Origin of the sequence: Herbaspirillum sp. LeCh32-8, assembly GCF_017814915.1 — a bacterium.
Taxonomy (GTDB): domain Bacteria; phylum Pseudomonadota; class Gammaproteobacteria; order Burkholderiales; family Burkholderiaceae_D; genus Herbaspirillum.
Genome location: NZ_JAGIPZ010000005.1, coordinates 132,081 through 153,360, shown reverse-complemented (window position 1 = coordinate 153,360; position 21,280 = coordinate 132,081). Strand labels below are relative to the sequence as shown.

At 64.7% G+C, this 21,280-nt stretch carries 20 protein-coding genes; 10 read left to right on the top strand and 10 right to left on the bottom strand.

Annotated elements, in window-relative coordinates; genetic code table 11:
- Positions 1 to 86 precede the first annotated feature (86 nt).
- Together J8I26_RS11515 and J8I26_RS11510 are read left to right on the top strand one after the other, a co-directional pair.
- The gene (locus J8I26_RS11515; RefSeq protein ID WP_209607246.1) at positions 87 to 1,016 is read left to right on the top strand and encodes a pyridoxamine 5'-phosphate oxidase family protein; all 930 of its coding nucleotides are present in this window, start codon (positions 87 to 89) and stop codon (positions 1,014 to 1,016) included.
- A gap of 46 nt (positions 1,017 to 1,062) precedes the next feature.
- The gene (locus tag J8I26_RS11510) at positions 1,063 to 2,010 is read left to right on the top strand and encodes a PDR/VanB family oxidoreductase (RefSeq protein WP_209607245.1); all 948 of its coding nucleotides are present in this window, start codon (positions 1,063 to 1,065) and stop codon (positions 2,008 to 2,010) included.
- 16 nt (positions 2,011 to 2,026) lie between these two features.
- On the opposite strand, the gene J8I26_RS11505 is transcribed toward J8I26_RS11510, so the two are convergent.
- A complete protein-coding gene (locus J8I26_RS11505) occupies positions 2,027 to 3,679 on the bottom strand; it encodes an isovaleryl-CoA dehydrogenase (protein WP_209607244.1) in 1,653 nt (550 codons plus the stop codon).
- A 227-nt stretch (positions 3,680 to 3,906) separates the two neighbouring features.
- Between J8I26_RS11505 and cysM the strand changes: the two genes are divergently transcribed.
- Positions 3,907 to 4,809 (top strand): cysteine synthase CysM, encoded by a 903-nt coding sequence (cysM, locus tag J8I26_RS11500; protein WP_209607243.1) that lies wholly within the window; start codon positions 3,907 to 3,909, stop codon positions 4,807 to 4,809.
- 123 nt (positions 4,810 to 4,932) lie between these two features.
- On the opposite strand, the gene J8I26_RS11495 is transcribed toward cysM, so the two are convergent.
- Together J8I26_RS11495 and J8I26_RS11490 are read right to left on the bottom strand one after the other, a co-directional pair.
- On the bottom strand, positions 4,933 to 5,283 hold the full coding sequence (locus tag J8I26_RS11495; RefSeq protein ID WP_209607242.1) for a hypothetical protein: 351 nt from the start codon (positions 5,281 to 5,283) through the stop codon (positions 4,933 to 4,935).
- A 338-nt stretch (positions 5,284 to 5,621) separates the two neighbouring features.
- Positions 5,622 to 6,209: a DUF1415 domain-containing protein gene (locus J8I26_RS11490; RefSeq protein ID WP_209607241.1), complete on the bottom strand. Its 588-nt coding sequence runs from the start codon at positions 6,207 to 6,209 to the stop codon at positions 5,622 to 5,624.
- Between the two features lie 128 nt (positions 6,210 to 6,337).
- Between J8I26_RS11490 and J8I26_RS11485 the strand changes: the two genes are divergently transcribed.
- Positions 6,338 to 6,880 carry a YaeQ family protein gene (locus tag J8I26_RS11485; protein WP_209607240.1) on the top strand — a complete coding sequence of 181 codons (543 nt, stop codon included), beginning with the start codon at positions 6,338 to 6,340 and terminating at the stop codon, positions 6,878 to 6,880.
- A 287-nt stretch (positions 6,881 to 7,167) separates the two neighbouring features.
- On the opposite strand, the gene J8I26_RS11480 is transcribed toward J8I26_RS11485, so the two are convergent.
- The 3 genes from J8I26_RS11480 to mltB are packed head-to-tail and all read right to left on the bottom strand — an operon-like array spanning position 7,168 to position 11,804.
- Positions 7,168 to 8,334 (bottom strand): phosphotransferase, encoded by a 1,167-nt coding sequence (locus J8I26_RS11480; protein ID WP_209607239.1) that lies wholly within the window; start codon positions 8,332 to 8,334, stop codon positions 7,168 to 7,170.
- Positions 8,335 to 8,339: 5 nt separating this feature from the next.
- Entirely contained in the window at positions 8,340 to 10,511 is a 2,172-nt protein-coding gene (locus J8I26_RS11475; RefSeq protein WP_209607238.1) for a TonB-dependent siderophore receptor, read from the bottom strand.
- A gap of 51 nt (positions 10,512 to 10,562) precedes the next feature.
- Positions 10,563 to 11,804: a lytic murein transglycosylase B gene (gene mltB, locus J8I26_RS11470; protein WP_209607237.1), complete on the bottom strand. Its 1,242-nt coding sequence runs from the start codon at positions 11,802 to 11,804 to the stop codon at positions 10,563 to 10,565.
- Positions 11,805 to 11,993: 189 nt separating this feature from the next.
- Between mltB and J8I26_RS11465 the strand changes: the two genes are divergently transcribed.
- Positions 11,994 to 12,935, top strand: a complete 942-nt coding sequence (locus tag J8I26_RS11465; protein WP_209607236.1) for a histone deacetylase family protein — start codon at positions 11,994 to 11,996, stop codon at positions 12,933 to 12,935.
- Between the two features lie 43 nt (positions 12,936 to 12,978).
- Here the strand turns inward: J8I26_RS11465 and J8I26_RS11460 are convergent, their stop codons facing one another.
- On the bottom strand, positions 12,979 to 13,845 hold the full coding sequence (locus tag J8I26_RS11460) for a LysR family transcriptional regulator (protein WP_209607380.1): 867 nt from the start codon (positions 13,843 to 13,845) through the stop codon (positions 12,979 to 12,981).
- Between the two features lie 196 nt (positions 13,846 to 14,041).
- On the opposite strand from J8I26_RS11460, the gene J8I26_RS11455 reads away from it, so the two are divergent.
- Both J8I26_RS11455 and ylqF read left to right on the top strand, forming a co-directional pair.
- Positions 14,042 to 15,463: an MFS transporter gene (locus J8I26_RS11455; protein WP_209607235.1), complete on the top strand. Its 1,422-nt coding sequence runs from the start codon at positions 14,042 to 14,044 to the stop codon at positions 15,461 to 15,463.
- A gap of 152 nt (positions 15,464 to 15,615) precedes the next feature.
- Positions 15,616 to 16,575: a ribosome biogenesis GTPase YlqF gene (gene ylqF, locus J8I26_RS11450; RefSeq protein WP_209607234.1), complete on the top strand. Its 960-nt coding sequence runs from the start codon at positions 15,616 to 15,618 to the stop codon at positions 16,573 to 16,575.
- A gap of 92 nt (positions 16,576 to 16,667) precedes the next feature.
- On the opposite strand, the gene J8I26_RS11445 is transcribed toward ylqF, so the two are convergent.
- From J8I26_RS11445 to J8I26_RS11435, 3 genes are all read right to left on the bottom strand, one after another.
- Positions 16,668 to 17,465, bottom strand: coding sequence for a MetQ/NlpA family ABC transporter substrate-binding protein (locus J8I26_RS11445; RefSeq protein ID WP_209607233.1), 798 nt, complete (start codon positions 17,463 to 17,465; stop codon positions 16,668 to 16,670).
- Positions 17,466 to 17,538: 73 nt separating this feature from the next.
- A complete protein-coding gene (locus J8I26_RS11440) occupies positions 17,539 to 18,192 on the bottom strand; it encodes a methionine ABC transporter permease (RefSeq protein WP_209607232.1) in 654 nt (217 codons plus the stop codon).
- Positions 18,182 to 19,219 carry a methionine ABC transporter ATP-binding protein gene (locus tag J8I26_RS11435; protein WP_209607231.1) on the bottom strand — a complete coding sequence of 346 codons (1,038 nt, stop codon included), beginning with the start codon at positions 19,217 to 19,219 and terminating at the stop codon, positions 18,182 to 18,184. Before J8I26_RS11435 ends, J8I26_RS11440 begins: the two co-directional genes overlap by 11 nt.
- A gap of 625 nt (positions 19,220 to 19,844) precedes the next feature.
- Here J8I26_RS11435 and J8I26_RS11430 point away from each other — a divergent pair.
- The 3 genes from J8I26_RS11430 (at position 19,845) to J8I26_RS11420 (ending at position 20,829) form a co-directional block, all read left to right on the top strand.
- Entirely contained in the window at positions 19,845 to 20,231 is a 387-nt protein-coding gene (locus tag J8I26_RS11430; protein ID WP_209607230.1) for a DUF4148 domain-containing protein, read from the top strand.
- 104 nt (positions 20,232 to 20,335) lie between these two features.
- Positions 20,336 to 20,578 carry a type II toxin-antitoxin system Phd/YefM family antitoxin gene (locus J8I26_RS11425; RefSeq protein WP_209607229.1) on the top strand — a complete coding sequence of 81 codons (243 nt, stop codon included), beginning with the start codon at positions 20,336 to 20,338 and terminating at the stop codon, positions 20,576 to 20,578.
- Positions 20,575 to 20,829 carry a type II toxin-antitoxin system YoeB family toxin gene (locus J8I26_RS11420; protein ID WP_209607228.1) on the top strand — a complete coding sequence of 85 codons (255 nt, stop codon included), beginning with the start codon at positions 20,575 to 20,577 and terminating at the stop codon, positions 20,827 to 20,829. Before J8I26_RS11425 ends, J8I26_RS11420 begins: the two co-directional genes overlap by 4 nt.
- Positions 20,830 to 21,280 lie beyond the last annotated feature (451 nt).

The window sequence follows — 21,280 nt, the reverse complement described above, 5'->3', positions numbered from 1 at the left end:
TCGCCGCATTATTTCGCAAAATCCGTCCATCAGCAAACCGCAGGGCGGCGCCTCCGGCGTCGTTGCCGGCAGCACAGGAGAGCAGCATGGACAAGCAACACATCTTTCACCCCGGCGAGCGCGAGGCGCAAGACAACGCCGGCGAAGCGTCGATTGCCGCGCGCAATGCGGCGATGGTGAGCGCCACCGTGATTGCCGGCGCGCGCCCCTTTATTGCCAAGCAGTTCATGGCGGCGCTGGGCAGCGTCGACGCGACCGGGCGGCTCTGGGCCTCGCTGGTGTTCGGCAAGCCCGGCTTCATGCATACCGGCGACGGCAGCGCGATCAGCTTTGACATTCCCGCAGCGCTGCGCGATCCGGACGATCCACTGTGGAGCAACATCGCGCACAACAAGGATCTCGGCATGCTCTTCATCGAGCTGGGCAGTCGTCGCCGTTACCGCGTCAACGGCAACGTGAGTCGCCTGGATGAGGACGGCATGGAGGTGGCGATTCAGGAGGCCTATCCCAATTGCCCGCGCTACATCCAGCGACGCCACCTGCGCTCGATGGGCGAGGTGAGTTTGCCGGCGCGGGCGGCGCGCGGCCGGGTGCTGCGCGGCAGCGTGGAAGACATCGTGCGCGGCGCCGACACGCTCTTCGTGGCCAGCCGCCATGCAGGGGCCGGCGCCGATGCCTCGCATCGCGGCGGCGGCGTGGGCTTCGTCCACATCGTCGACGAGAGCACCTTGCGCATTCCCGACTTCAACGGCAACAGCATGTTCAACACCTTTGGCAACTTCCGGCTCGATCCGCGCGCCGGCCTGTGCATTCCCGATTTCGCCGGCGGTCGTTTGCTGCAGCTGACCGGCACGGGATCGGTGCTGTGGGATCAACCCGATCCGGGCAACGACACCGGCGGCACCGGCCGCTTCTTCGAGTTCACGGTAGAGCAGTGGATCCTGCGCGAGGCGCTGCAGCCGCTCGAGTGGGAATACCTCGACGCCTCTCCCTTCAACCCGCCGGTATCGGCCTGACCGATTTGAATGGTCCGAACCATCTGACTTCACCCGAGGATTCATCATGCGCTACACCATCGACAACATCATCGACCACGGCGCGGCCGTGAAGGAGTTTCAGCTGCGCCGCGCCGACGGCGCAGCGCTGGCCGCGTGGCGCGCCGGTTCGCATATCGTGCTGCGCTTTGCCGACAGCCAGGGCCGCGAGCACGAGAAGCATTATTCACTGGTGGGGGCGCCCGGCGAGGCGCAGGTCTACCGTATTGCCGTGCAGCGCGAGGAAGGCGGCCGCGGCGGATCAGTGAGCCTGCACGACGAGTTTGCCGTCGGCGTCGCGCTGGAGGTGGATGGCCCGTTCGACAGTTTTCCGCTGGCGCCGGCCAGGGATGGCGGGCGCACCCTGCTGGTGGCCGGGGGCATCGGCATCACGCCCATGGTCTCGATGGCGCATGCATTGCAGGCGCAAGGGCGGGCATTCACGCTGCACTACCTGGCGCGCAGCGCCGAGCGGCTGGTGCTGCAGAAAGACTTGCAGACATTGCCGGCGGCGACGCTGCTGCAGCACCTCTCCGCCGAAGCGGGGAGGGCCGATCCGGCGCAGTTGCTGGGCGAGTATCGTGCCGGCGACCATTGTTATGCCTGCGGCCCCGCGACGCTGTTGCAGGCGCTGGCCGAGGCCGGGGCGCGGCTGGGCTGGCTGGCGCAGGCGCTGCACTTCGAGAGTTTCGGCGCGCGCGCGCAGGCAGGGGATGCGCCGCTGACGGTGGAGTTGAGCCTGTCGCAGATGACGGTGGAAGTCGCGCCCGGCACCTCGATTCTCGATGCGTTGATTGCGGCCGACGTATTCGTCTCCTACGAATGCAAGCGCGGGGAATGCGGCAGTTGCTATGCCCAGGTAGTGGAAGGCGAACCGCTGCATCGCGACGTCTGCCTGACGCCGGCGATGCGCGCGCAGGGCATGTGCACCTGCGTGTCCTGGGCCGGGCAGGAGCGGCTGGTGCTGGAGCTGTAACGGCGCTGATGGCGCCTCACTTCATCGGCCAGGCGCGCAGCAGGATGCCTTGCTGGGCGGCGATGCTGGCGCCGCCCAGCGTGCCGTAGACGCGGCCGCCGTCGGCGTCGCTGCGCGCGGCGATGAAGGCGTCGGCGCTGGGCGCCGGGGCATGCTGCAGCATCAGCATGCCTTGCAGCGCCAGCACCAGTTGCTGCACGAAGCGGCGGGCCAGCGCTTCGCGCTGCTCGGGCGGCGTGGCTAGCATGCGCTTGAGATCGTCGACGCGCTGCGCCAGCAAAGCATGACCGGCGGCGGCTTGCTCCAGCTGCTGCAGCAACAGCGCAAAGCCCTGCGCCTCGCGCTCGACCGCGCGCAGCACATCCAGGCACATCACGTTGCCCGACCCTTCCCAGATCGAGTTGACCGGCGCCTCGCGATACAGGCGCGCCATCGGCCCGGTTTCCACATAGCCGTTGCCGCCCCAGACTTCCATGCATTCGCCGGCGAACTCCAGCGCGCGCTTGCATATCCAGAACTTGGCGGCGGGCGTGACGATGCGCTTCCAGGCGCGCTGCAGCGGATCGTCCGGCGCGTCGAATGCATGCGCCAGGCGTAGCATCAGCACGGTGGCGGCTTCGCTCTCCAGCGCCAGGTCGGCCAGCACGTTGCGCATCAGCGGCTGCTCGGCCAGCGCCTTGCCGAATGCGCTGCGATGGCGCGCATGGTGCAGCGCCTGCACCAGCGCCTGGCGCATCAGCGCGGCACTACCGATCACGCAATCCAGGCGGGTGTGGTTGGCCATCTCGATGATGGTGGGAATGCCGCGGCCTTCGTCGCCGACCATGATGCCCATGGCCTCGTCGAACTCGACTTCGCTGCTGGAGTTGGAGCGATTGCCGAGCTTGTCCTTCAGGCGCTGGATCAGGATCGGGTTGCGCGCGCCGTCGGGCAACCAGCGCGGCACGAAGAAGCAGGACGGGCCGTTCTCGGTGCGCGCCAGCATCATGTGCGCATCGCACATCGGGGCCGAGAAGAACCACTTGTGGCCGGACAGCAAATAGGGCGTGCCGCGGCCCTGCGCCGACGGGTCCATCGGCATGGCGATGGAGGCGTTGCTGCGTACGTCGGAGCCGCCTTGTTTTTCGGTCATGCCCATGCCGATCAGGATCGAGCGCTTCTGCTGGATCGGCAGGTCGCGGCCGTCGTGCTCGCGCGCGAACAGGCGCGTGCGCAGTTGCGCGAACAGCGCCGGCTCCTCGCGCAGCACCGGGATGGCGGCGAAGGTCATGGTGGTGGGACACAGTGAGCCGGCCTCGATCTGGCCGTGCATGAAGTAGCCGGCGGCGCGCGCGACGTGGGCGCCGTCGCCGGGCTGCATCCACGGCAGCGCATGCAGGCCGGCGCGGCGCAGCAGCTCCAGCAGGGCATGCCAGGACGGATGGAAGTCGACCACGTCGATGCGGTGGCCGGTGCGGTCGTGCGTGCGCAGTTCGGGCGTGTGGCGGTTGGCCAGTTCGGCCAGCCCGATCACTTCGGCGCTGCCCAGTTCGGCGCCTTGGCTGGAGAGCGTGCAGGCGTGCCAGCCGGCGCCTTCGCGTTGCACGCCTTCGCTCAGCGCAAGGTCGGTAGAGAAGAGGTTGGTGTCCTTCAGGTCGGGAACCTGGTTGGTGATCTGATGGGTGTGCATGCTGTCTCCGTGGGCTTGCGCAGGGGGGGAGGCGCGGCGTTTGTATTTGTCGTGTGGGCGCCCTTGTTGCTGCCAGTGTAGGCCATCATCGGCTTTAAACGAATTGGCTATATCTATATAAGCATCTTGTTAGGTTGGCGTGGCAGCACATGATAAAGAGTCATATTAAAATGACCCTTTCGACCAAAGAACGATCCACCACGATCGCGCAAGGAAAGCTAAAGCAGATGTCCTATCCGACCATCGAATCGACCATCGGCAATACCCCGCTGATCCAGCTGCCGCGCATCGGCGGCGAAGAAGCCAAGCGCCGCAACAACATCATCCTGGGCAAGCTCGAGGGCAACAACCCGGCCGGTTCGGTCAAGGACCGCGCCGCTTATTCCATGATCACCCGTGCCGAGGCGCGCGGCCAGATCAAGCCCGGCGACACCCTGATCGAAGCCACCAGCGGCAACACCGGCATTGCGCTGGCGATGGTGGCCGCCATGCGCGGCTACAAGATGGTGCTGCTGATGCCTGAGAACCTGTCCGAAGAGCGCCGCCAGAGCATGGCCGCCTACGGCGCCAGGATCATCCTCACGCCCAAGAGCGGCGGCATGGAATACGCGCGCGACCTGGCCGACCAGATGCAGAAGAACGGCGAGGGCCTGATCCTCGACCAGTTCGCCAATGCGGACAACCCGCTGGCCCACTACGAGACCACCGGCCCGGAAATCTGGCGCGACACCAAGGGCGCCGTCACCCACTTCGTCAGCGCCATGGGCACCACCGGCACCATCATGGGCGTGTCGCAGTACCTGAAGGAAAAAAATCCGAACGTGCAGATCGTCGGCGCGCAGCCGGAGGAAGGCTCATCCATTCCCGGCATCCGCAAATGGCCGGAAGCGTACTTGCCCAAGATCTTCGACAAGTCGCGCGTGGACCAGACCGAGTCGGTCAGCCAGGCCGATGCCGAGAACATGGCGCGCAAGCTGGCCGTGACCGAGGGCCTGTTCTGCGGCATCTCGGCCGCCGGCGCCTGCGAGGTGGCGGTGCGCCTGTCGCACCAGGTGGAGAACGCCACCATCGTGTTCGTGGTGTGCGACCGCGGCGACCGTTACTTGTCGACCGGCGTGTTCCCGGCCTGAGCCCGGGGCCTGGCCCGCGCAGGTTAAGGCAGCGGGCGGGGCCGGCGGGTGTGTATCAAATGAAAAACGGAGCCGTGGGCTCCGTTTTTTGTTGCTGCATCAGTGCTGCCTTGCGGCCCGGGCTTATTCGGCGCTGCCGGAAGTGGGCGCGGTGGACGGCGCACCGGCGGGCTTCGGCTTGAACTGCTTGTCGCTGATGCGGAATTTTTCGCGGCGATCGCCCATCAGTTCGCGCAGTTCGCGAATCGACAGCTCGCTCACTTCATGCATGCGGATCAGCAGCGACGCACCGACCGGCAGGCGGCGGTGGCGGATCTTGCTGATGACCGGAGGAGCGACTTCCAGGGCGCGCGACAGCGCGGCGTCGTTCTTCAGGTGCAGCTTCTCGATCAGGGCGTCCAGCAGGTGGTTCGGATCGTAGTTGACCTGATCGGAAATGGAATTGGATTCAGCGATATCGGTAGTGGTAGTCATGATCGGGACGTTCCATTATGCAGATGTTTGTGAAGGCTGAGCGCCTAAGCATTAATTGTTGGTAAAACTGCAAAACGCGACTAACTCTATCGGAGAGCAGAGCTGTGAGCCCTTTTTCTGCCTGATAGCGACTAGCCCTATCAAAGAACGACTTCAAAAAGCGGTATGGGGTTCTCTGACCTGATGCACGTTGATGTAATGCGCATTAGAACTAATTCTATGTCTAGATAGAAATAATTGCACATTTTTCATCTCGTCAGAAAATTCATTTCCACAATAGTTGCAGAAACCCATTTTCGAATTTGTAACAGATATTAACAGTATTTTTTCGATTTTTGCTAGGCTTGTCGGTCTGACACGACAAATGGCAGCGCATTCCAGCCTGTTAGGCCCAATTTCCGCAAGGTAGCCATGTTTTTCTCGAAGATGGCACTGGCGTCGGGATAGGCGGCGACCGCCCGGTCGATGCTGCTTTCTCGCAACAGATGCAGGATGGGAAAAGGCGAGCGGTTGCTGTAATTCTCGATATCGTCGGGTTCGGCGTCGGCGAACTGGTATGCCGGGTGGAAACTCGCGATCTGCAGCTCCCCTTGCAGACCCATGCGTTCCAGGATGCGGTCGGCCCACTCCAGGAAATCGTTGTACTCGAGAAAATCGCCTAATGCGAGCGGGATGATCAGCAGCGTGGTGTCGATCTCATCGGCATCGCCGGCGGCCAGCAGCGCCAGCTCCTGCTCCAGGTCTTGCGCCAGCGCATCCCATTCGAGGCCGTGACTGACCTTGTAGCGGATTTGCTGTTTGACGTGCACGGACTTGGCGAACGGGCACAGGTTCAGGCCGATCACGGCTTGTTCCAGCCAGGCGCGGGTGAGATTGATGACCTCGTCGTCGCTGCGGGAAGGGGATGTCGGGGATGCGTTGCTCATGCGTCATTGTCGCATGGCCGCCATGGCAGGCGCGACGCCGCGGCGCAGATCGGCTATGCTTGCGAACCTTCGGCGGCGCAGCCGCCATCGCCCTCACCGGCATCCATCAGATTCATCACGATTTTTTCATGGCGCTCAAATCCACCATCTTCAAGGCCGAACTGCAGATCTCCGACATGGATCGGCACTATTACGACAACCATGCGCTGACCATCGCGCGCCACCCGTCGGAAACCGACGAACGCATGATGATCCGCGTGCTGGCCTTCGCGCTCAACGCCAGCGAGGCGCTGGCCTTCGGCAAGGGCCTGTCCGACGTGGAAGAGCCTGACCTGTGGCAGAAGGACCTGACCGGTGCCATCGACCTGTGGGTTGAAGTCGGCCAGCCGGACGACCGCGCCATCCTCAAGGCCTGTGGCCGTGCCGACAAGGTGCTGGTGTACAGCTACAGCAGCGTGTCCAACATCTGGTGGAACCAGACCGGCAGCCGTGTCGAACGCGCCAAGAACCTGAAGGTCGTCAACATTCCCGCCGCCGCCAGCCAAGCGCTGGCGGCGCTGGCCCAGCGCACCATGCAGCTGCAATGCACGATCCAGGACGGGCAGGTATGGCTGGGCGCCAATGAGAACATGGTGCTCATCGAGCCGGAGACGATCAAGGATTTCGGCTGAGCGGCTGATGCCCAGCCAGCCGGTTTGCGCAGTTCAACGACGCAGGGTTCCTGCTTTCGCAAGAACGACAGGTCAGGGACGACTTCGGGGGCATGACTTCCTGGTTACCGCGGGCTTGACCCGCGACGCACGTCCGAATCCTTGTCGCTGATGTCATCGCCTCGCTGCCGTTGCTGCGGCGGTCGCGACAACAGCTTCTTAGCTATCACTCAATCCCCGTCGCTCCTGCGAAAGCAGGAGCCCAGTGGCATTCGCCGCGCCGCGACGTCGGCGGGGCAACGTCCGGTTCAAGCCGCTGCATCGGCGCGCCGGCGCAAATGATCCAGCAGGCGCTGCCCCTCCGGCGTGTTGAACCAGGCCGCGTGGCCCAGGAAGTAAGTGTCGTAGGCCAGTGCAGCATTCTGCTGCGACTGCGTGACGCCGTGGAAGTAATCCAGTTCGGCCAGCGCGAACTCGGCGTGCACCAGTGGCAACAGCGCGGCCAGCGCACGTAGCTGGCGGGCGGTCAGCGGCAGCAGCGAGGCATAGCCGTCCAGCATGGCGTCGAGCAGGTCGAGGTGGATCAGCTGTTCCGCCCGGTGCGGGATGGCCAGCCATTCCACCATGTTGCGTTCGATCGCAGTGGCCAGGTCATGCAGCGCGCAGGTGCGGTCGGACAGGCCGAAGTCCAGCACGCTCACCGCGCCGGCTTGCGGCGAGGCATCGCTCCACAGCAGGTTGGAGGCGTGCCAGTCATTGTGGGTCCACAACGGGACCATTTCATCCAGATAGGGCTTCAGCTGCGCATGGAAGGGCAGCAAATGCTGCGCCACTTCGCCGCGCCAGCCGCGCTCGGCCAGGTAGTCGGCGATCGCCGGGCGCTGCTCGATATAGGCTTGCAGCGGGCGTACCGGGTCTTCCTGCGAAAAGATCGTGAAGCTGGAAATCAGCGGGCGCGCCGCGCGCGCCGGCGCCTCATAGCCTTGCGCTGCCTGGTGCAGGCGCGCCAGCATGTGTCCGGCCGAATGCGCGTGCGCGCGGCTGGTGAAGGGCGTCCACGACATGGCGTCGCGATACAGGTCCACCCCCGGCGCCAGCCGGAACACTTCATAGGTCCAATGCTCGTCGGCCAGCGCGGTGGCGCCGTCTTCGGTCGACAGCGCGGTGCTGACCGGCAGCGCGCGCGCATGCAGATGGGCGATGAAACGATGTTCTTCCTGCAAGGCGGCAATGTCGCGCACGCGCACGTGATGACGCTTGACCACGATCTCGCCGGTCTCGGTCTGCATCACGCAGGCCGCCGAGAACGGCCGCGGGCTGTGCCACTCCAGACGCTGCGGCTTGCCGGCCTCCGGGTAGTGGCGCAGCACGCGCGCCACCTCGGCCGAGGTCAGCGCCGGCCAGTCGGAGATCACGGCATCGTAGTCCATGCCGTGACTGATCACGCGGGTGAGGTGATGGGAAGCCGCTTCCATGTCGCTCAGAAATCGTATTGCAGCGACAGGCGCACGGTGCGCGGCGCGCCCAGGTGGATGTAGCTGTCGCCCAGGTACTGGCCGGCATCCTTCCAGTAGCGGCGGTCGAACAGGTTGTCCACGTTGGCGCGCAGCGTGGCTTCGTGGCCACCCAGGCGCAGCTTGTAGCGCAGACCGGCATTGAACACATGCACCGCCGGCAGGCTGACGCTGCCGTCGCGCGTGACCGGCTTGCTGCCGCTGTAGAGCCAGCTGCCCATCACGTTCAGGCCGTCCACACCGGGGATGGCGTAGTCGGCATACACGGCGCTGCGCAGGCGCGGCACGTTGACGGCTTGCTGGTTGTCGTAGGCGCTGGTGCCTGTGCCGCTGGCGCGCGCACGCGTGACGGCCACGCTGGCGCCGACCTGCAGGCGCGTGGTCAGCTTGCCGTTGGCGCCGAGCTCGATGCCGGTGTTGGTCTGCTTGCCTTGCTGTACGTAGGTGAAACCGGCCGTGCTGCTGTCAGGCTGCTGATACTCGTAGGCCTTGCGGATACGGAACACCGCTGCGGTGAGGTTCAGGTCCGGCGTGACGTCGTACTTGACGCCCGTCTCCAGCTGGCGCGCCACCGAGGGAGGCAACACGGCGTTGGCATTGCTGACCCAGAACGGCGCGATGCTGCCCAGCGAGAGCGTCTCGGCATAGCCGCCGTAGATCGACATGTTTGCTTGCGGCTTGAAGACCAGCGCCAGTTGCGGCAGGAACAAATTACGCGCGGTATGGCGATTGACGCTGCCGTCACTGTTGAAGGCGTCTTCGTTCAGCCACACCTGGCGCCCGCCCGCGATGACCTGCCAGCGTTCGGAGAACTGCACGCGGTCGCTGAAGAACAGCGCTTTCTGGCGGCTGTCCAGGTTGCGATAGGCAGGGCCGGCGGTGGCGGTCGAGGCCGTCAGGGCCGGCGTGCCGGTATAGATGTTGCCTTCGCCGACCAGCTCGTTGACGCCGGTCGGCTTGTCGATGATGCGGCGGAACATCGCCGCACCCATGCTCAGTTCATGCTTGATGAAACCGGTGGAGAACTTGCCGGTGGCGACTGCCTGCACTTCATCGTTGCGACGCTCGTCGTTGGGCACGCGGTAATCGAAGACGTCGAAGTCGCCGTTGGCGGCGAACGAGGTGGAGGCGAAGCTGCCGCTGCCGTAGGGGAAGGCCAGGTTGTCATCAATCACCGCCCGGCTGCGCCCGGCCTGGATATAGCCGCGCCAGTCGCTGTTGAATTCGGTGTCCAGGCGCAGGCGATAGTTCAGCGAGGTATTGCGCACCGGTTGCGCCCAGGATTGCGGCGTGAGCATGGTCGAAGGCGAGACGCCCGACGGGATCGTGGTGCCGCCCAGCAGCTGGTAGCCGGCGACCGAGTGCTGCGCCTTTTGCTGGTATTCGGCGTCGAACTGCAGCAGCGTTTTGGAGGTGATGGCCCAGCTCGCGGCCAGCGAGGCGAAGTCGCGCCAGCCGTCGCCGTTGTTCACGTAGGAATGGATGTCTTCATGCGCGGCGTTGATGCGCAGGCCGAACTGCTTGTGTTCGCCGAACAGCGCGCCGAGGTCGGTGGCGAGGTAGCGCGAGCCGTTGGAGTCGGTGCCCAGCGTGACCGAGCGCACGTCGGCCGGGCGCTTGGTGACGTAGTTGACGATGCCGCCGGCGGCGACCACGCCGGCTTGCAGGCCGGCCACGCCCTTCAGGAATTCCACGCGCTCCTTGTTTTCCAGCGCGATGTTCTGTTCGCCGGCCGCGGTGAGGCCGTCGATGCGATAGGCGCTGGCGGGATCCAGCGCGAAACCGCGGATACTGAAGTTTTCGTAATAGCCGACCGGCGCGTAGTTCTCGCCGATGGAGGCGTCGTTCTTGACCACGTCCGACAGCAGGCGCGACTGCTGGTCGCTCATCTGCTCGCGTGTGACCACTGCCACCGAGGCCGGTGTGTCCAGCAGCGGCGCGTCGTCGAAGCCGGCCACCGAGGAAGAGCGGGCGCGCGCTTCCTTTGCGCCGACGCCGCTGGCGGTGACATTGACGGTGGGCAGGCTGTCGCCCGATTCTTCGCGGCCGTCGGCGGCGCGCGCGACGTTGGAAAGGCCAAGGGAGGTGCCGGCCAGCGTCAGCATCAGCGTCGAGGCCAAGGGTGCAATGCGTTTCATTGTTGCGTCTAAAGGTGGCGGATCACGTGCGCGGGCAGGCCGCGCGGAAGTTTATTGCGCCGGTTGGCGATTGCGCGCGGCAGCGACGGCGCGGCCCAGTTCGGCCACCGACATCGCATAGAAGTAGCTGCGATTGTACTGCGTGATGGCGTAGAAGTTGTTGGTCGCCATCCAGTACTCGGTCGGGGCGGTGCCGTTCTGCAGGTCGACCAGGCCGAAGCGCATGCCGGCCGGCAGCGCCGGTCCGCTGATGCCGGCGGCTTGCATCTGGTCCTGGGTGTACTTGGCTTCCAGTCCCTGATTGAGCATGCCCTGCCATTGCTGGTTATCGGCCGAGACCGTGACCGGGAAGGCCACCGGCTCGCCGCGTTGCCAGCCGTGCACGGCCAGGTAGTGGGCCACGCTGCCGATGGCGTCAACCGGCGAATTGCGCAGGTCGATCTTGCCGTCGCCGTCGAAGTCCACCGCGTATTCGCGGATGCTGCCCGGCATGAACTGCGGCCAGCCGACGGCGCCGGCGTAGGAGCCGCGCAGCGACATCGGGTCGATGTTCTCGTCGCGCGCCAGCAGCAGGGTGTTTTCGAGCTCGCCGCGGAAGAACGCCATGCGCGCCTCGCGCGTGGGGGTGTTGGGGTAGTCAAAGGCCAGGGTGGTGATGGCGTCCATCACGCGGAAGCTGCCGGTGTTGCGGCCATAGACCGTTTCCACGCCGATGATGCCGACGATGATTTCCATCGGCACGCCGTATTGCGCCTCGGCGCGCGCCAGCGCCACGCCGTAGGTGTTCCAGAACTCCACGCCGGCGTTGATGCGGGTGGCGTCGATGAAGCGCGCGCGGTAGGCGGCCCAGTTCTTGGGCTTGGTGCTGGGCGCGGGTTTGATCAGCTGGATCGCGGTGTCGAGGTAGCGCGTCTGCGCGAACAGCGCGTTCAGCTTGCTGCGCTCGAAGCCGTTGCGCTCCACCATTTCATCGATGAAGCGGGCGACTTCCTTCCACTCGTTGAAGTTGACGAATTCGCCCTGGTCTTCCGGGGCGACCTTCTTTTTGGCCTGGGGCTTCTTGTCTTTCTTGTCGGTGTTTTTGCCGGTTTTTTGGCCGCTTTTCTTGTCCGACTTCTTTTCCGTCTTCTTGTCCTTGGCCGTCTTGTTCGCCGGGGCGTTCTTGGACGGGGCCTTGCCCGTCTGCGTATCTTGGGCATGCGCGGCCGGCGGCAGCGCGCACAGGGAGCAGAACAGCAGGGCAACAGGCAAGGCGCAAGGCAGGGAGGTCAGGCGAGACAGTGTGATCGGCATGAGGGGCTTCGGTCGCTGAGGGCTTGGGCAAAACAGCCTGCAAGTATACCGCATGGGCTGTATGCCCTGTGCTGGTGCATGGCGGTCGCCTTTACGCGTGCGCGCAGCGCCTGCGGCGGATGTACACTAGCCGATCGAGACCATCCTGGGCGGCCGTATGCGGCTTGCCCGTTTGCAATAAGAGCAACAATGACCACCGCCTTCTATACGCACGCCGATTGCCAGCGCCATGAAATGGGCGACTGGCACCCCGAGACGCCGACCCGCCTGCAGGCGATCGAAGACCAACTGATCTCCAGTCGCATCGACCAGTTCCTTGACCGCCGCGACGCGCCGCTGGCCGACCCGGCCGAACTGGAGCGCATCCACAGCGCCGCCGCCATTGACCGCATCCGCGAGCACAGCCATGCGCTGTCGCTGTCGGGCGAGCCGTATTACTCCATCGACGGCGACACGCTGTTGAACAGCCACAGCTGGAAGGCGGCGCTGCGCGCGGCCGGAGCGGCGGTGGCGGCGACCGATGCGGTGATTGCCGGCGAGCTCGACAACGCCTTCTGCTCGGTGCGCCCGCCCGGCCATCACGCCACGCCTGACAAGGCGATGGGCTTTTGCCTGTTCAACAACGTCGCCATCGCCGCGCGCCACGCGATCGACGTGCACGGGCTGGAGCGGGTGGCGGTGGTGGACTTCGACGTCCATCACGGCAACGGCACCGAAGACGCCTTCGCCCACGATCCGCGGGTGCTGATGGTGAGCTTTTTCCAGCATCCCTTCTATCCGTTTTCGGGGGACGGCCCCACCGAGGGGCACATCGTCAACCTGCCGGTGCCGGCCTTCACCGACGGCAACGCGGTGCGCCAGCTGGTGACGGAAAAATGGCTGCCGGCGCTGCATGCGCACCGGCCGCAAATGATCTTCATCTCGGCCGGGTTCGATGCCCACCGCGAGGACGACATGGGCCAGATGGGATTGGTGGAGGCCGACTACGCCTGGATGACGCGCCAGATCATGCAGGTCGCCAAGGAGCACGCGCAGGGACGCATCGTGAGTTGCCTCGAGGGCGGCTACAACCTGTCGGCGCTGGGACGCAGCGTGGTGGCGCATCTCAAGGTGCTGGCGGACCTGGAGTAAGTTTTCTGCCGGCTGGTCTGGCGCGCAACCAGCGCCGCAACCATCACTGCGCCCCGTAGGCCGCGATCACCGCATCGGCCACCGCCCGCACGCGCGCCGTGCGGTTCAGGTCGCTGTGCAGCACCAGCCACATGTCGTAGGGTTCAGCCCGCTCCGGCCACACGCGCACCAGTCCCGGCGTGCTCTCGCCCACATGCACGGGCAACTCGCCCAGGCCCATGCCGGCCTGCACACAGTCGGCCAGGATCAGGCCGTTGCTCACTTCCATCACCACGTCCGCGTTGGCGCTCGATTCGCCGCAGACCTGGTCGACCATGTGCGGCGCCAGCGCGCGCTGATAGGCCACCACGTCGTGTCCCTTCAGCGCCGTGCCCGGCTCGGGCTGGCCGCGCTTTTTGAGGTAACTCTTCGATGCAAAGATGCCGGTGTGCAGTCGTTTCAGGTGGCGTGCGATCAGATCCGGGCTGTCCGGACGCACGGTGCGCACGGCGATGTCGGCCTCGCGCTTGGTCAGGTTGGTGAGCTGGGTGGAGGTGGAGAGCACCACGCGGATGCCGGGATGGGTCTCGCGCAGCTGCTGCAGCGCCGGCACCAGGAAATGACGCGCCACGCTGTCGGTGGCGGCCAGCCGCACCACGCCGCACAGGCGCTCGTCGATGCCCTGCATCTGCCGCAGCAACTGTTCCGCCCCTTGCTCCATGCGTTCGGCCGCGGCCGCCGCCAGCTCGCCGGCCGGCGTGGGCACGTAGCCGGCCGGGGTGCGCAGGAACAGGCGCGCGCCCAGCGATTTTTCCAGCGCCGTCAGTCGTCGGCCCACCGTGGCCTGGTCGATGTCCAGCTGTTCGGCCGCGCCGCGCAGCGTGCCGGCGCGGTAGAGCGCGAGGTAGATACGCGCGTTGTCCCAGTCCATCACGGCTTTTGACATGGTTTGCTCCTGTCGCCTTTGGTCCGGCTCCGGTCCGGATCGGTGATGCAAATTTGCATCGTGGTGCCGATCTTATACCTATTTATTGCATTGCGCCGGGCGCCTACAATTCGGCTCATCGTCGCCGGCCTGCCCATCACTTTGGGCCGCCCGGCGTTGTTCATCGCACAGGAAACCCATCATGTCTTCCGCACAATGTCCCAATCTTTCGACTGCCGGCGCTGTCCCGGCCGCCACGCACAAGGCTGGCATCCTGCCGCTGGTGGCGCTGGCCGTCGGTTTCGTCATGGCCATGCTGGACGTGACCGTGGTCAACGTCGGCCTGTCAAATATCGCCGCCAGCCTGGATGCGCCGTTGTCCACCCTGGTCTGGATCGTGGACGGCTATACGCTTACCTTCGCCGCCATGCTGATGGTGGGCGGCGCGCTGGCCGACCGCTTCGGCGGGCGCCGGTTGTACCTGCTCGGCCTGTTCCTGTTCGTGCTGGCGTCGGCGCTGTGCGGCATGGCGCCCAATGGAGAATTTCTCATCGCCGCGCGACTGCTGCAGGGTTTGGGCGCGGCCTTCTTCATGCCCAGCTCGCTCAGCCTGCTGACCCACGTGTATGAAGACGACCGCGTGCGCGCCCGCATGCTGGGCGTGTGGTCGGCCACCGTCGGCGCGGCGGCGGCGGTCGGCCCGCTGGCCGGCGGCGTGCTGATCCACTGGATGGGTTGGCGCAGCGTGTTCCTGATCAACGTGCCGGTCGGCATCGTCGGCCTGTGGATGGCGCGCCGCCTGATTCCAGCGGTGCCGCGCCATGCCCGTGCGCTCAATCTGTACAGCCACGTGGCCGGCGTGCTGATGCTGGCCGGTCTGTCCTTCGTGCTGATCCAGGGGCCGGTGTACGGCTGGACTTCGCCGCGCATCCTGGCCGGCCTGGCGGTTACGCTCTTGGCGGCGCTGGCCCTGGTGCGCCATGAGCTGCGCGGCATCGCGCCGCTGTTGCCGCGCGCATTGTTCAGCACGCCGCAGTTCGCGGCGGCCAACGGCATCGGTTTCCTGATCAATTTCGGCGTGTATGGCAACTTGTTCTACCTGGCGCTGTTCCTGCAGCAGGGGCGCGGCGTCGACGCGCTGCACACCGGCCTGCAACTGGTGCCGATAATGGTGGTGATCTTCTTCGGCAACCTCTTGTCGGGCCGCATGTCGGCGCACTGGGGGCCGCGCGTGCCGCTGCTGCTGGGGCTGTCGGTGGGAGCGATCTTCACTGCGCTGGCCATGGGCTTCCACCCGCAGACGCCGTACTGGATGCTGGCGCTGGTGTGCGCCGCCGCCAACCTTGGCGTGAGCACCGCGATTCCGGCCATGACCGCCGTGGTGATGCAGGTGGCCGGCCGCGCCCACGCCAACAGCGCCGCCGCCGCCTTGAATGCCAACCGCCAGATCGGCGCGCTGGTGGGCGTGGCGGTGATGGGCGCGGTGCTGCATAGCGTTGACGGCTGGGGCCTGCGCAATCCGCTGGCCTTCGGGATGATGGCGCTGGCCTATGCGCTTGCGCTGTGGCTGGTGTGGCGCTTCGTCGGGGTTGTTGAAAAGCAAATGACGGCGCGCCAGGCCTGAGCCGATCGGCGTTCGATCCGGCGGCAACTGTTGTTGCGCAGCCAAGCGCCTGCCCCGCATGATGCGCGGCAGGCGGTTTTTTTAGGGAAAGGCGGGCGGGGGCTTTAAAATAGCGGGTTAAACGAAATACGCATCAGAAAGAAGACTCCCGCATGTCCATCCAATGGTTCCCCGGCCACATGAACTCTGCCCGCCGCAAGGCGGCGGAGACCATGGAAAAAGTCGATATGGTGATCGAAGTGGTCGACGCGCGCCTGCCGCAGGCCAGCTGCAATCCCATGATCGAGCAGCTGCGCAACGCGCGCCAGCGTCCGTGCCTGAAGATCCTCAACAAGACCGACATGGCCGACCCGGTCGCCACGCAAGCCTGGATCGAGTACTACAACGCCCAGAAGGGCGTGACCGCCGTGGCGCTGTCGTGCAAGAAGCCGGCCGACGTCGCGCGCATCCCCAAGCTGGCGATCCAGGTGGCGCCGCACCGCGGCACGGCCCTCAAGCCGCTGCGCGTGATGATCATGGGCATTCCCAACGTCGGCAAGTCCACCCTGATGAACGCGCTGCTGAAAAAGCGCGTGGCCGCAGTGGGCGACGAGCCGGCCGTGACCAAGACCCAGCAGCGCCTCTACCTCGGCAACAACATGGTGCTGACCGACACCCCCGGCATGCTGTGGCCCAAGATCGAGCATCCCAGCGACGGCCTGATGCTGGCGGCCAGCCACGCGGTGGGCAGCAATGCGCTGATCGAGGAAGAAGTCGCCACCTTCCTGGCCGACTTGCTGCTGCAGCGTTATCCGCAGCTGCTGAAGGCGCGCTACGGCTTCAACACCGACGGCATGGACGGTGTGGCGGTGGTGGAGGGCGTGGCGGCCAAGCGCGGCTTCCGCCTGAAGGGCGGCGACTACGACTTCGAGAAGGCCTCGCACGTGTTCCTGCAGGATTACCGCAGCGGCGCGCTGGGCCGCATCACGCTGGAGACGCCGGCTTCGCGCGCAGAGTTGCTGGCCAGCTACCAGTCCACCGACAACCCGGACGCCTTGCCGCCCGAGGATGAGGACGAGGAAGATGACTACGACTGGCGCAATGCGCCGGATCATCGCGAGCGCCGCGACTGAAGACCGAACCCTGAGCGCCAAAGAAAAAGCCCACCATGCGGTGGGCTTTTTTCATGCGCTGTATCCGGCCGCAGCCGGATGGCGGGAGGCGATTACCAGGAGGTGATCACGGAGCCCTTGTACTTTTCCAGCACGAACTTCTTCACTTCCGGGCTGTGGTAAGCCTTGACCAGCTTGGCGACCCAGGGCTTGTCCTTGTCGACGGCGCGGATGGCCAGCACGTTGGCGTAGGGGCCGGTCGAGGCTTCCACCGAGATGGCGTCCTTGGTCGGCGACAGGCCGGCGGATTCGGCGAAGTTGCCGTTGATCACGGCGGCGTCGAAGTCATCCAGCGAGCGCGGCAGCTGGGCGGCGTCCAGTTCCACGATCTTGACCTTCTTCGGGTTTTCGACGATGTCCAGCGGGGTGGCCTTCAGGCCGGCGTCGGCCTTCAGCTTGATCACGCCCTTGGCTTGCAGCACCAGCAGCGCGCGGCCGCCGTTGGTCGGGTCGTTGGGCACGCCGATGCGGGCGCCTTGCTTCAGGTCGTTGAGCGACTTGACCTTCTTGGAGTAAATGCCCATCGGGAAGGTGATGGTGGTGCCCACGCTGATGAACTTGTAGCCGCGGTCCTTCACCTGCGCATCCAAGTAGGGCTGGTGCTGGTAGGAGTTGGCGTCCAGGTCGCCGGCCGACAGCGCGGCGTTGGGCTGGATGTAGTCGGTGAACTCGATGATCTTCATGTCCACGCCGTCCTTGGCGAGCAGCTTCTTGACCTGTTCCATGATCTCGGCGTGCGGACCTGCGGTCACGCCCATCTTGATCTGGTCTGCGGCCAGTACGGGAGCGGAGATCAGGCTGGCGGCAACGCCCAAACCTGCGAAGAATTGAATCAACTGACGACGGTTCATGACTTTCCTTTCGGTCTTTGTCTTTGTAGTAATCGCGGCGGATAGCCGCGGTTTGTTGCGGTACTGCGCGCTGTCAACGGTGGCTGAGCTTGCGCACCAGCAGGTCTCCCAGGGACTGCACCAGCTGCACGAAAACGATCAGGATCAGCACCACGGCCAGCATCACTTCCGGCAGGAAACGCTGGTAGCCGTAACGGATGCCCAGGTCGCCCAGGCCGCCGCCGCCGATGGCGCCGGCCATGGCCGAGTAGCCGACCAGGCTGACGAACGTGATCGTGAGACCGGCGACGATACCAGCAAATGCTTCGGGCACCAAGACCTTGTAAATGATTTGCCACGTGGTCGCGCCCATGGCCTGGGCGGCTTCCACCAGGCCGCGGTCGACTTCGCGCAGGGCGGTTTCGACCAGGCGCGCAATGAAGGGCGCGGCGGCAATCGTCAGCGGCACGATGGCCGCGGCGGTGCCGATCGAGGTGCCGACGAAGAAGCGCGTCATCGGGATCACCGCCACCAGCAGGATGATGAAGGGGGTGGAGCGCACCGCGTTCACCAGCAGGCCGGCGATGCGGTTGAAGGCGACGTTGGGCAGGATGCCGCCGCGGTCGGTCAGGTGCAGCGCGATGCCCAGCGGGATGCCCAGCAGCGAGCCGACCACGCCGGAGATCAGCACCATCATCAGGGTTTCGCCGAAGGAGCTGACGAACAGATCAATCAGTTCAGATGACATGGTTCAGCTCCTCCACGACGACGCCCTGCGAGCGCAGGTATTGCATTGCATTGTTGATGTTTTCCTGGGTGCCGTTGGCGAGGATCGCCAGCGAGCCGAAGGCCTGGCCCTGGATCTCGTCGATCTGGCCGTGCAGGATGTTGAAATCCAGGTTGTAGCGGCGCACCGCTTCCGACAGGTGCGGCTGGTCCACGCCCGAGCCGGTGAAGGCGAAGCGGAACAGGTGGTCGGTGCCCTGGCCAGCTTCGGCCTTGGCCAGGCGTTCGCGCAGGCGCGCCAGCACGCCCTTGGGCAGCTCGTGGGCGATCACGTCGCCGATCAGCGCGCGGGTGACCTCATGCCTGGGCTGGCGGAACACCTCCAGCACCTCGCCCTGTTCGATGACCTGGCCGGCTTCCATCACGGCCACGCGGTCGCAGATGTCCTTGATCACTTCCATCTGGTGGGTGATCAGCACGATGGTCAGGCCCAGTTCCTTGTTGATCTGGCGCAGCAGGTCGAGGATGGAACGGGTGGTTTCCGGGTCCAGCGCTGAGGTGGCTTCGTCGGACAGCAGCACCTTGGGATCGTTGGCCAGCGCGCGGGCGATGCCCACGCGTTGCTTCTGGCCGCCGGAGATCTGCGCCGGATAGCGGTCCTTCAGCTTGGTCAGGCCCACCAGTTCCAGCAGCGGCTCGACCTTGGCGGCGATCTCGGCCTTGGATTTGCCGGCCAGCTCCAGCGGCAGCGCGATGTTGTCGTACACGGTGCGCGAAGACAGCAGGTTGAAGTGCTGGAAGATCATGCCGATGCCGCGGCGCGCTTCGCGCAACTGGTCGGACGACAGCGCCGTCAGGTCCTGGCCGTCCAGGATGATGCGGCCGGAGGTCGGGCGGTTCAGCAGGTTCAGGGTGCGCACCAGCGTGCTCTTGCCGGCGCCGCTGCGGCCGATGATGCCGAAGATCTCGCCTTTGCGAATCGACAGCTCGACGTTGCGCACCGCTTCGACACTGCCGAAGCGCTGGGTAACAGCTTGGATTTCGATCATGATGGAATAGAAATGGCAGCGGGCCCGTGCTTTTCGATCCGCCGCCGCAGGCATCGGGAGACGCTGCGGGCGAGAACAAAACCACAAGTCTCCACTGCCATCGATATTTTTATAAGAAGGCGCTATTTTAAGTCGGCTCGGTTATAAGGGGAAAATAAATTTTCGCCTATGCATATAACCAGAGCATCTGATGGACGGCCGCCAAGCCGCCTGTGGAGCGGGTTTGCGGCGACGGGGTTGATGCGCGGACACAGCGCTTGCCCTCACCTTGCAGGATTCCCGGCACATGGGATGACTGCCATGTCGACGCGCAGGCCTTCGTCCGGCTTGGCCATTTCCCTGCGCATTTCTCCTCACGCATGAACGTCCGTTCCTGCGCAACGGTCTCTGCTTTTCAAAAAACGCGAGCAAAGCGCGTCAATACCCTGATTATTCCCCTTTTGGAAATTATCACTTGCGGGTGTCGTTATTTTTCTATGTTTTCGTAAAGATTAAAGTTCATCTGCGGCCCGAAAGACACATCAGTTCTTCCGCGGCTACCAGCGCCTGATGCCGTTTCCATGCAAATGCAGCCGGGCGCCGACCAGTCAAAATTTGCATTCGCAGCACCGTAAGAAAGTCCATCATGAACACCCGTCATCTCCTCATTGCCCTCGCCCTGGCTGTCACAAGCAGCGCGGTGACCGCAGAAACCTACGCCCAATCCGTCAACGCTCCCGGCAAGACCCGCGCCCAGGTCATCGAAGAACTGAAGCAGGCGCGCGCCGCCGGCCTGATGCCGGTGGGCGATGCCGACTATCCCAAGCTGCCGGCCTTCGTCTCCACCAAGACCCGCGCCCAGGTCATCGAAGAACTGAAGCAGGCGCGCGCCGCCGGCCTGATGCCGGTGGGTGACGCCGACTTCCCCAAGGAGCCTGTCTTCGTCTCCACCAAGACCCGCGCCCAGGTGCAAGCCGAGCTGGTCGAGTACCAGAAGCATCCCGATCCGCAGGGCCTCTACCAGGGCGCCTGATCGCTCTCGCCGGCGCGCCGGCCGGGCCGGCGCCTGCCCGCCTGCCTGAGCACGGAGCGGGCCACGCCGCTACCCGTGCATCGCAAAAAACAATAAGAGGAACCATGTACTCCTTCAACGCCAATCAACTAAGCGACCAGCTCACCGACATCCTCGAGCTGGCCGATATCGACGAAGTGGTCGTCACCCGCGACAGCGGTGAAAACCTGGTGATCGTCAAGGAATCGGTATGGCGCTCGCTGCAAGACGCGGCTCACCTGTTCGCCACCGACGTCAACGCCGACCGCCTGGTGCGCAGCCTGCAGCAATTGCGCACCGAGTTCCTGTCGCAGCCGGAGGTCGAATGAAACTGTTCATGACGCCGATGGCGCAGGAAGACTTCGCCTTTTGGCGCCGCCAGGACAGCGACCTGGCGCGCCGCATCGCGCGCCTGTTGCGGCGCCTGCGCGACGGCGACAGCCTGCCGCCGCAGCAGGTTTCCAGCTTGCCGCTGCGCCTGCAGGGCCTGTGCGCGGTGCGCCTGACGGCCGAGCACAGGCTGGTGTTCGAGCGCTTGCGCGACCGCATCGTGGTGCACCAGTGTCGCTTCCACTATTGAGCCGCGCGGTCGGCCGTCTGGCCGTGCTTGCGCCTCCTCGGTAGTCAGTCGTACGCACAAGCGAGGGCTCGCGCCCGTCGCCATCAGCTCCTAGTGGCTAGCCTGTGGCGGCCGCGTGCGGTTCGCCGCGCACGGTCCGGGGCCGGGTGTTCATGTGAGAGATGTCCCCAGTACAGGCTTGTCCGTCCGCGGCGCCTCCGGTCTTCTTTGTTCTGCCGGAGTCACGTTGCGGATTTTTTGCCGGCCGTGATCTATGCGTGTTGGAGCAACAATGTGTTGTTTATATGCATCGTTGTTGCTTCAAACAGTGCGCAGAAAATCGCGAGCCGGCATTTTTTATTGCTTTCTAAGTTCTAATTTGTAGTTGTAATAAAGAGACATAAACTGTCTTTAAATGGAAAAATTAAAAAGTTAAATTGTTTGTGAAAATAAATTTTGATTAAATAAATTA

Bases quoted from the DNA above. Each gene is read 5' to 3' on its own strand.
- J8I26_RS11515 (WP_209607246.1), top strand. From the start codon at position 87: ATGGACAAGCAACACATCTTTCACCCCGGCGAGCGCGAGGCGCAAGAC.
- J8I26_RS11510 (WP_209607245.1), top strand. From the start codon at position 1,063: ATGCGCTACACCATCGACAACATCATCGACCACGGCGCGGCCGTGAAG.
- J8I26_RS11505 (WP_209607244.1), bottom strand. From the start codon at position 3,679: ATGCACACCCATCAGATCACCAACCAGGTTCCCGACCTGAAGGACACC.
- cysM (WP_209607243.1), top strand. From the start codon at position 3,907: ATGTCCTATCCGACCATCGAATCGACCATCGGCAATACCCCGCTGATC.
- J8I26_RS11495 (WP_209607242.1), bottom strand. From the start codon at position 5,283: ATGACTACCACTACCGATATCGCTGAATCCAATTCCATTTCCGATCAG.
- J8I26_RS11490 (WP_209607241.1), bottom strand. From the start codon at position 6,209: ATGAGCAACGCATCCCCGACATCCCCTTCCCGCAGCGACGACGAGGTC.
- J8I26_RS11485 (WP_209607240.1), top strand. From the start codon at position 6,338: ATGGCGCTCAAATCCACCATCTTCAAGGCCGAACTGCAGATCTCCGAC.
- J8I26_RS11480 (WP_209607239.1), bottom strand. From the start codon at position 8,334: ATGGAAGCGGCTTCCCATCACCTCACCCGCGTGATCAGTCACGGCATG.
- J8I26_RS11475 (WP_209607238.1), bottom strand. From the start codon at position 10,511: ATGAAACGCATTGCACCCTTGGCCTCGACGCTGATGCTGACGCTGGCC.
- mltB (WP_209607237.1), bottom strand. From the start codon at position 11,804: ATGCCGATCACACTGTCTCGCCTGACCTCCCTGCCTTGCGCCTTGCCT.
- J8I26_RS11465 (WP_209607236.1), top strand. From the start codon at position 11,994: ATGACCACCGCCTTCTATACGCACGCCGATTGCCAGCGCCATGAAATG.
- J8I26_RS11460 (WP_209607380.1), bottom strand. From the start codon at position 13,845: ATGGACTGGGACAACGCGCGTATCTACCTCGCGCTCTACCGCGCCGGC.
- J8I26_RS11455 (WP_209607235.1), top strand. From the start codon at position 14,042: ATGTCTTCCGCACAATGTCCCAATCTTTCGACTGCCGGCGCTGTCCCG.
- ylqF (WP_209607234.1), top strand. From the start codon at position 15,616: ATGTCCATCCAATGGTTCCCCGGCCACATGAACTCTGCCCGCCGCAAG.
- J8I26_RS11445 (WP_209607233.1), bottom strand. From the start codon at position 17,465: ATGAACCGTCGTCAGTTGATTCAATTCTTCGCAGGTTTGGGCGTTGCC.
- J8I26_RS11440 (WP_209607232.1), bottom strand. From the start codon at position 18,192: ATGTCATCTGAACTGATTGATCTGTTCGTCAGCTCCTTCGGCGAAACC.
- J8I26_RS11435 (WP_209607231.1), bottom strand. From the start codon at position 19,219: ATGATCGAAATCCAAGCTGTTACCCAGCGCTTCGGCAGTGTCGAAGCG.
- J8I26_RS11430 (WP_209607230.1), top strand. From the start codon at position 19,845: ATGAACACCCGTCATCTCCTCATTGCCCTCGCCCTGGCTGTCACAAGC.
- J8I26_RS11425 (WP_209607229.1), top strand. From the start codon at position 20,336: ATGTACTCCTTCAACGCCAATCAACTAAGCGACCAGCTCACCGACATC.
- J8I26_RS11420 (WP_209607228.1), top strand. From the start codon at position 20,575: ATGAAACTGTTCATGACGCCGATGGCGCAGGAAGACTTCGCCTTTTGG.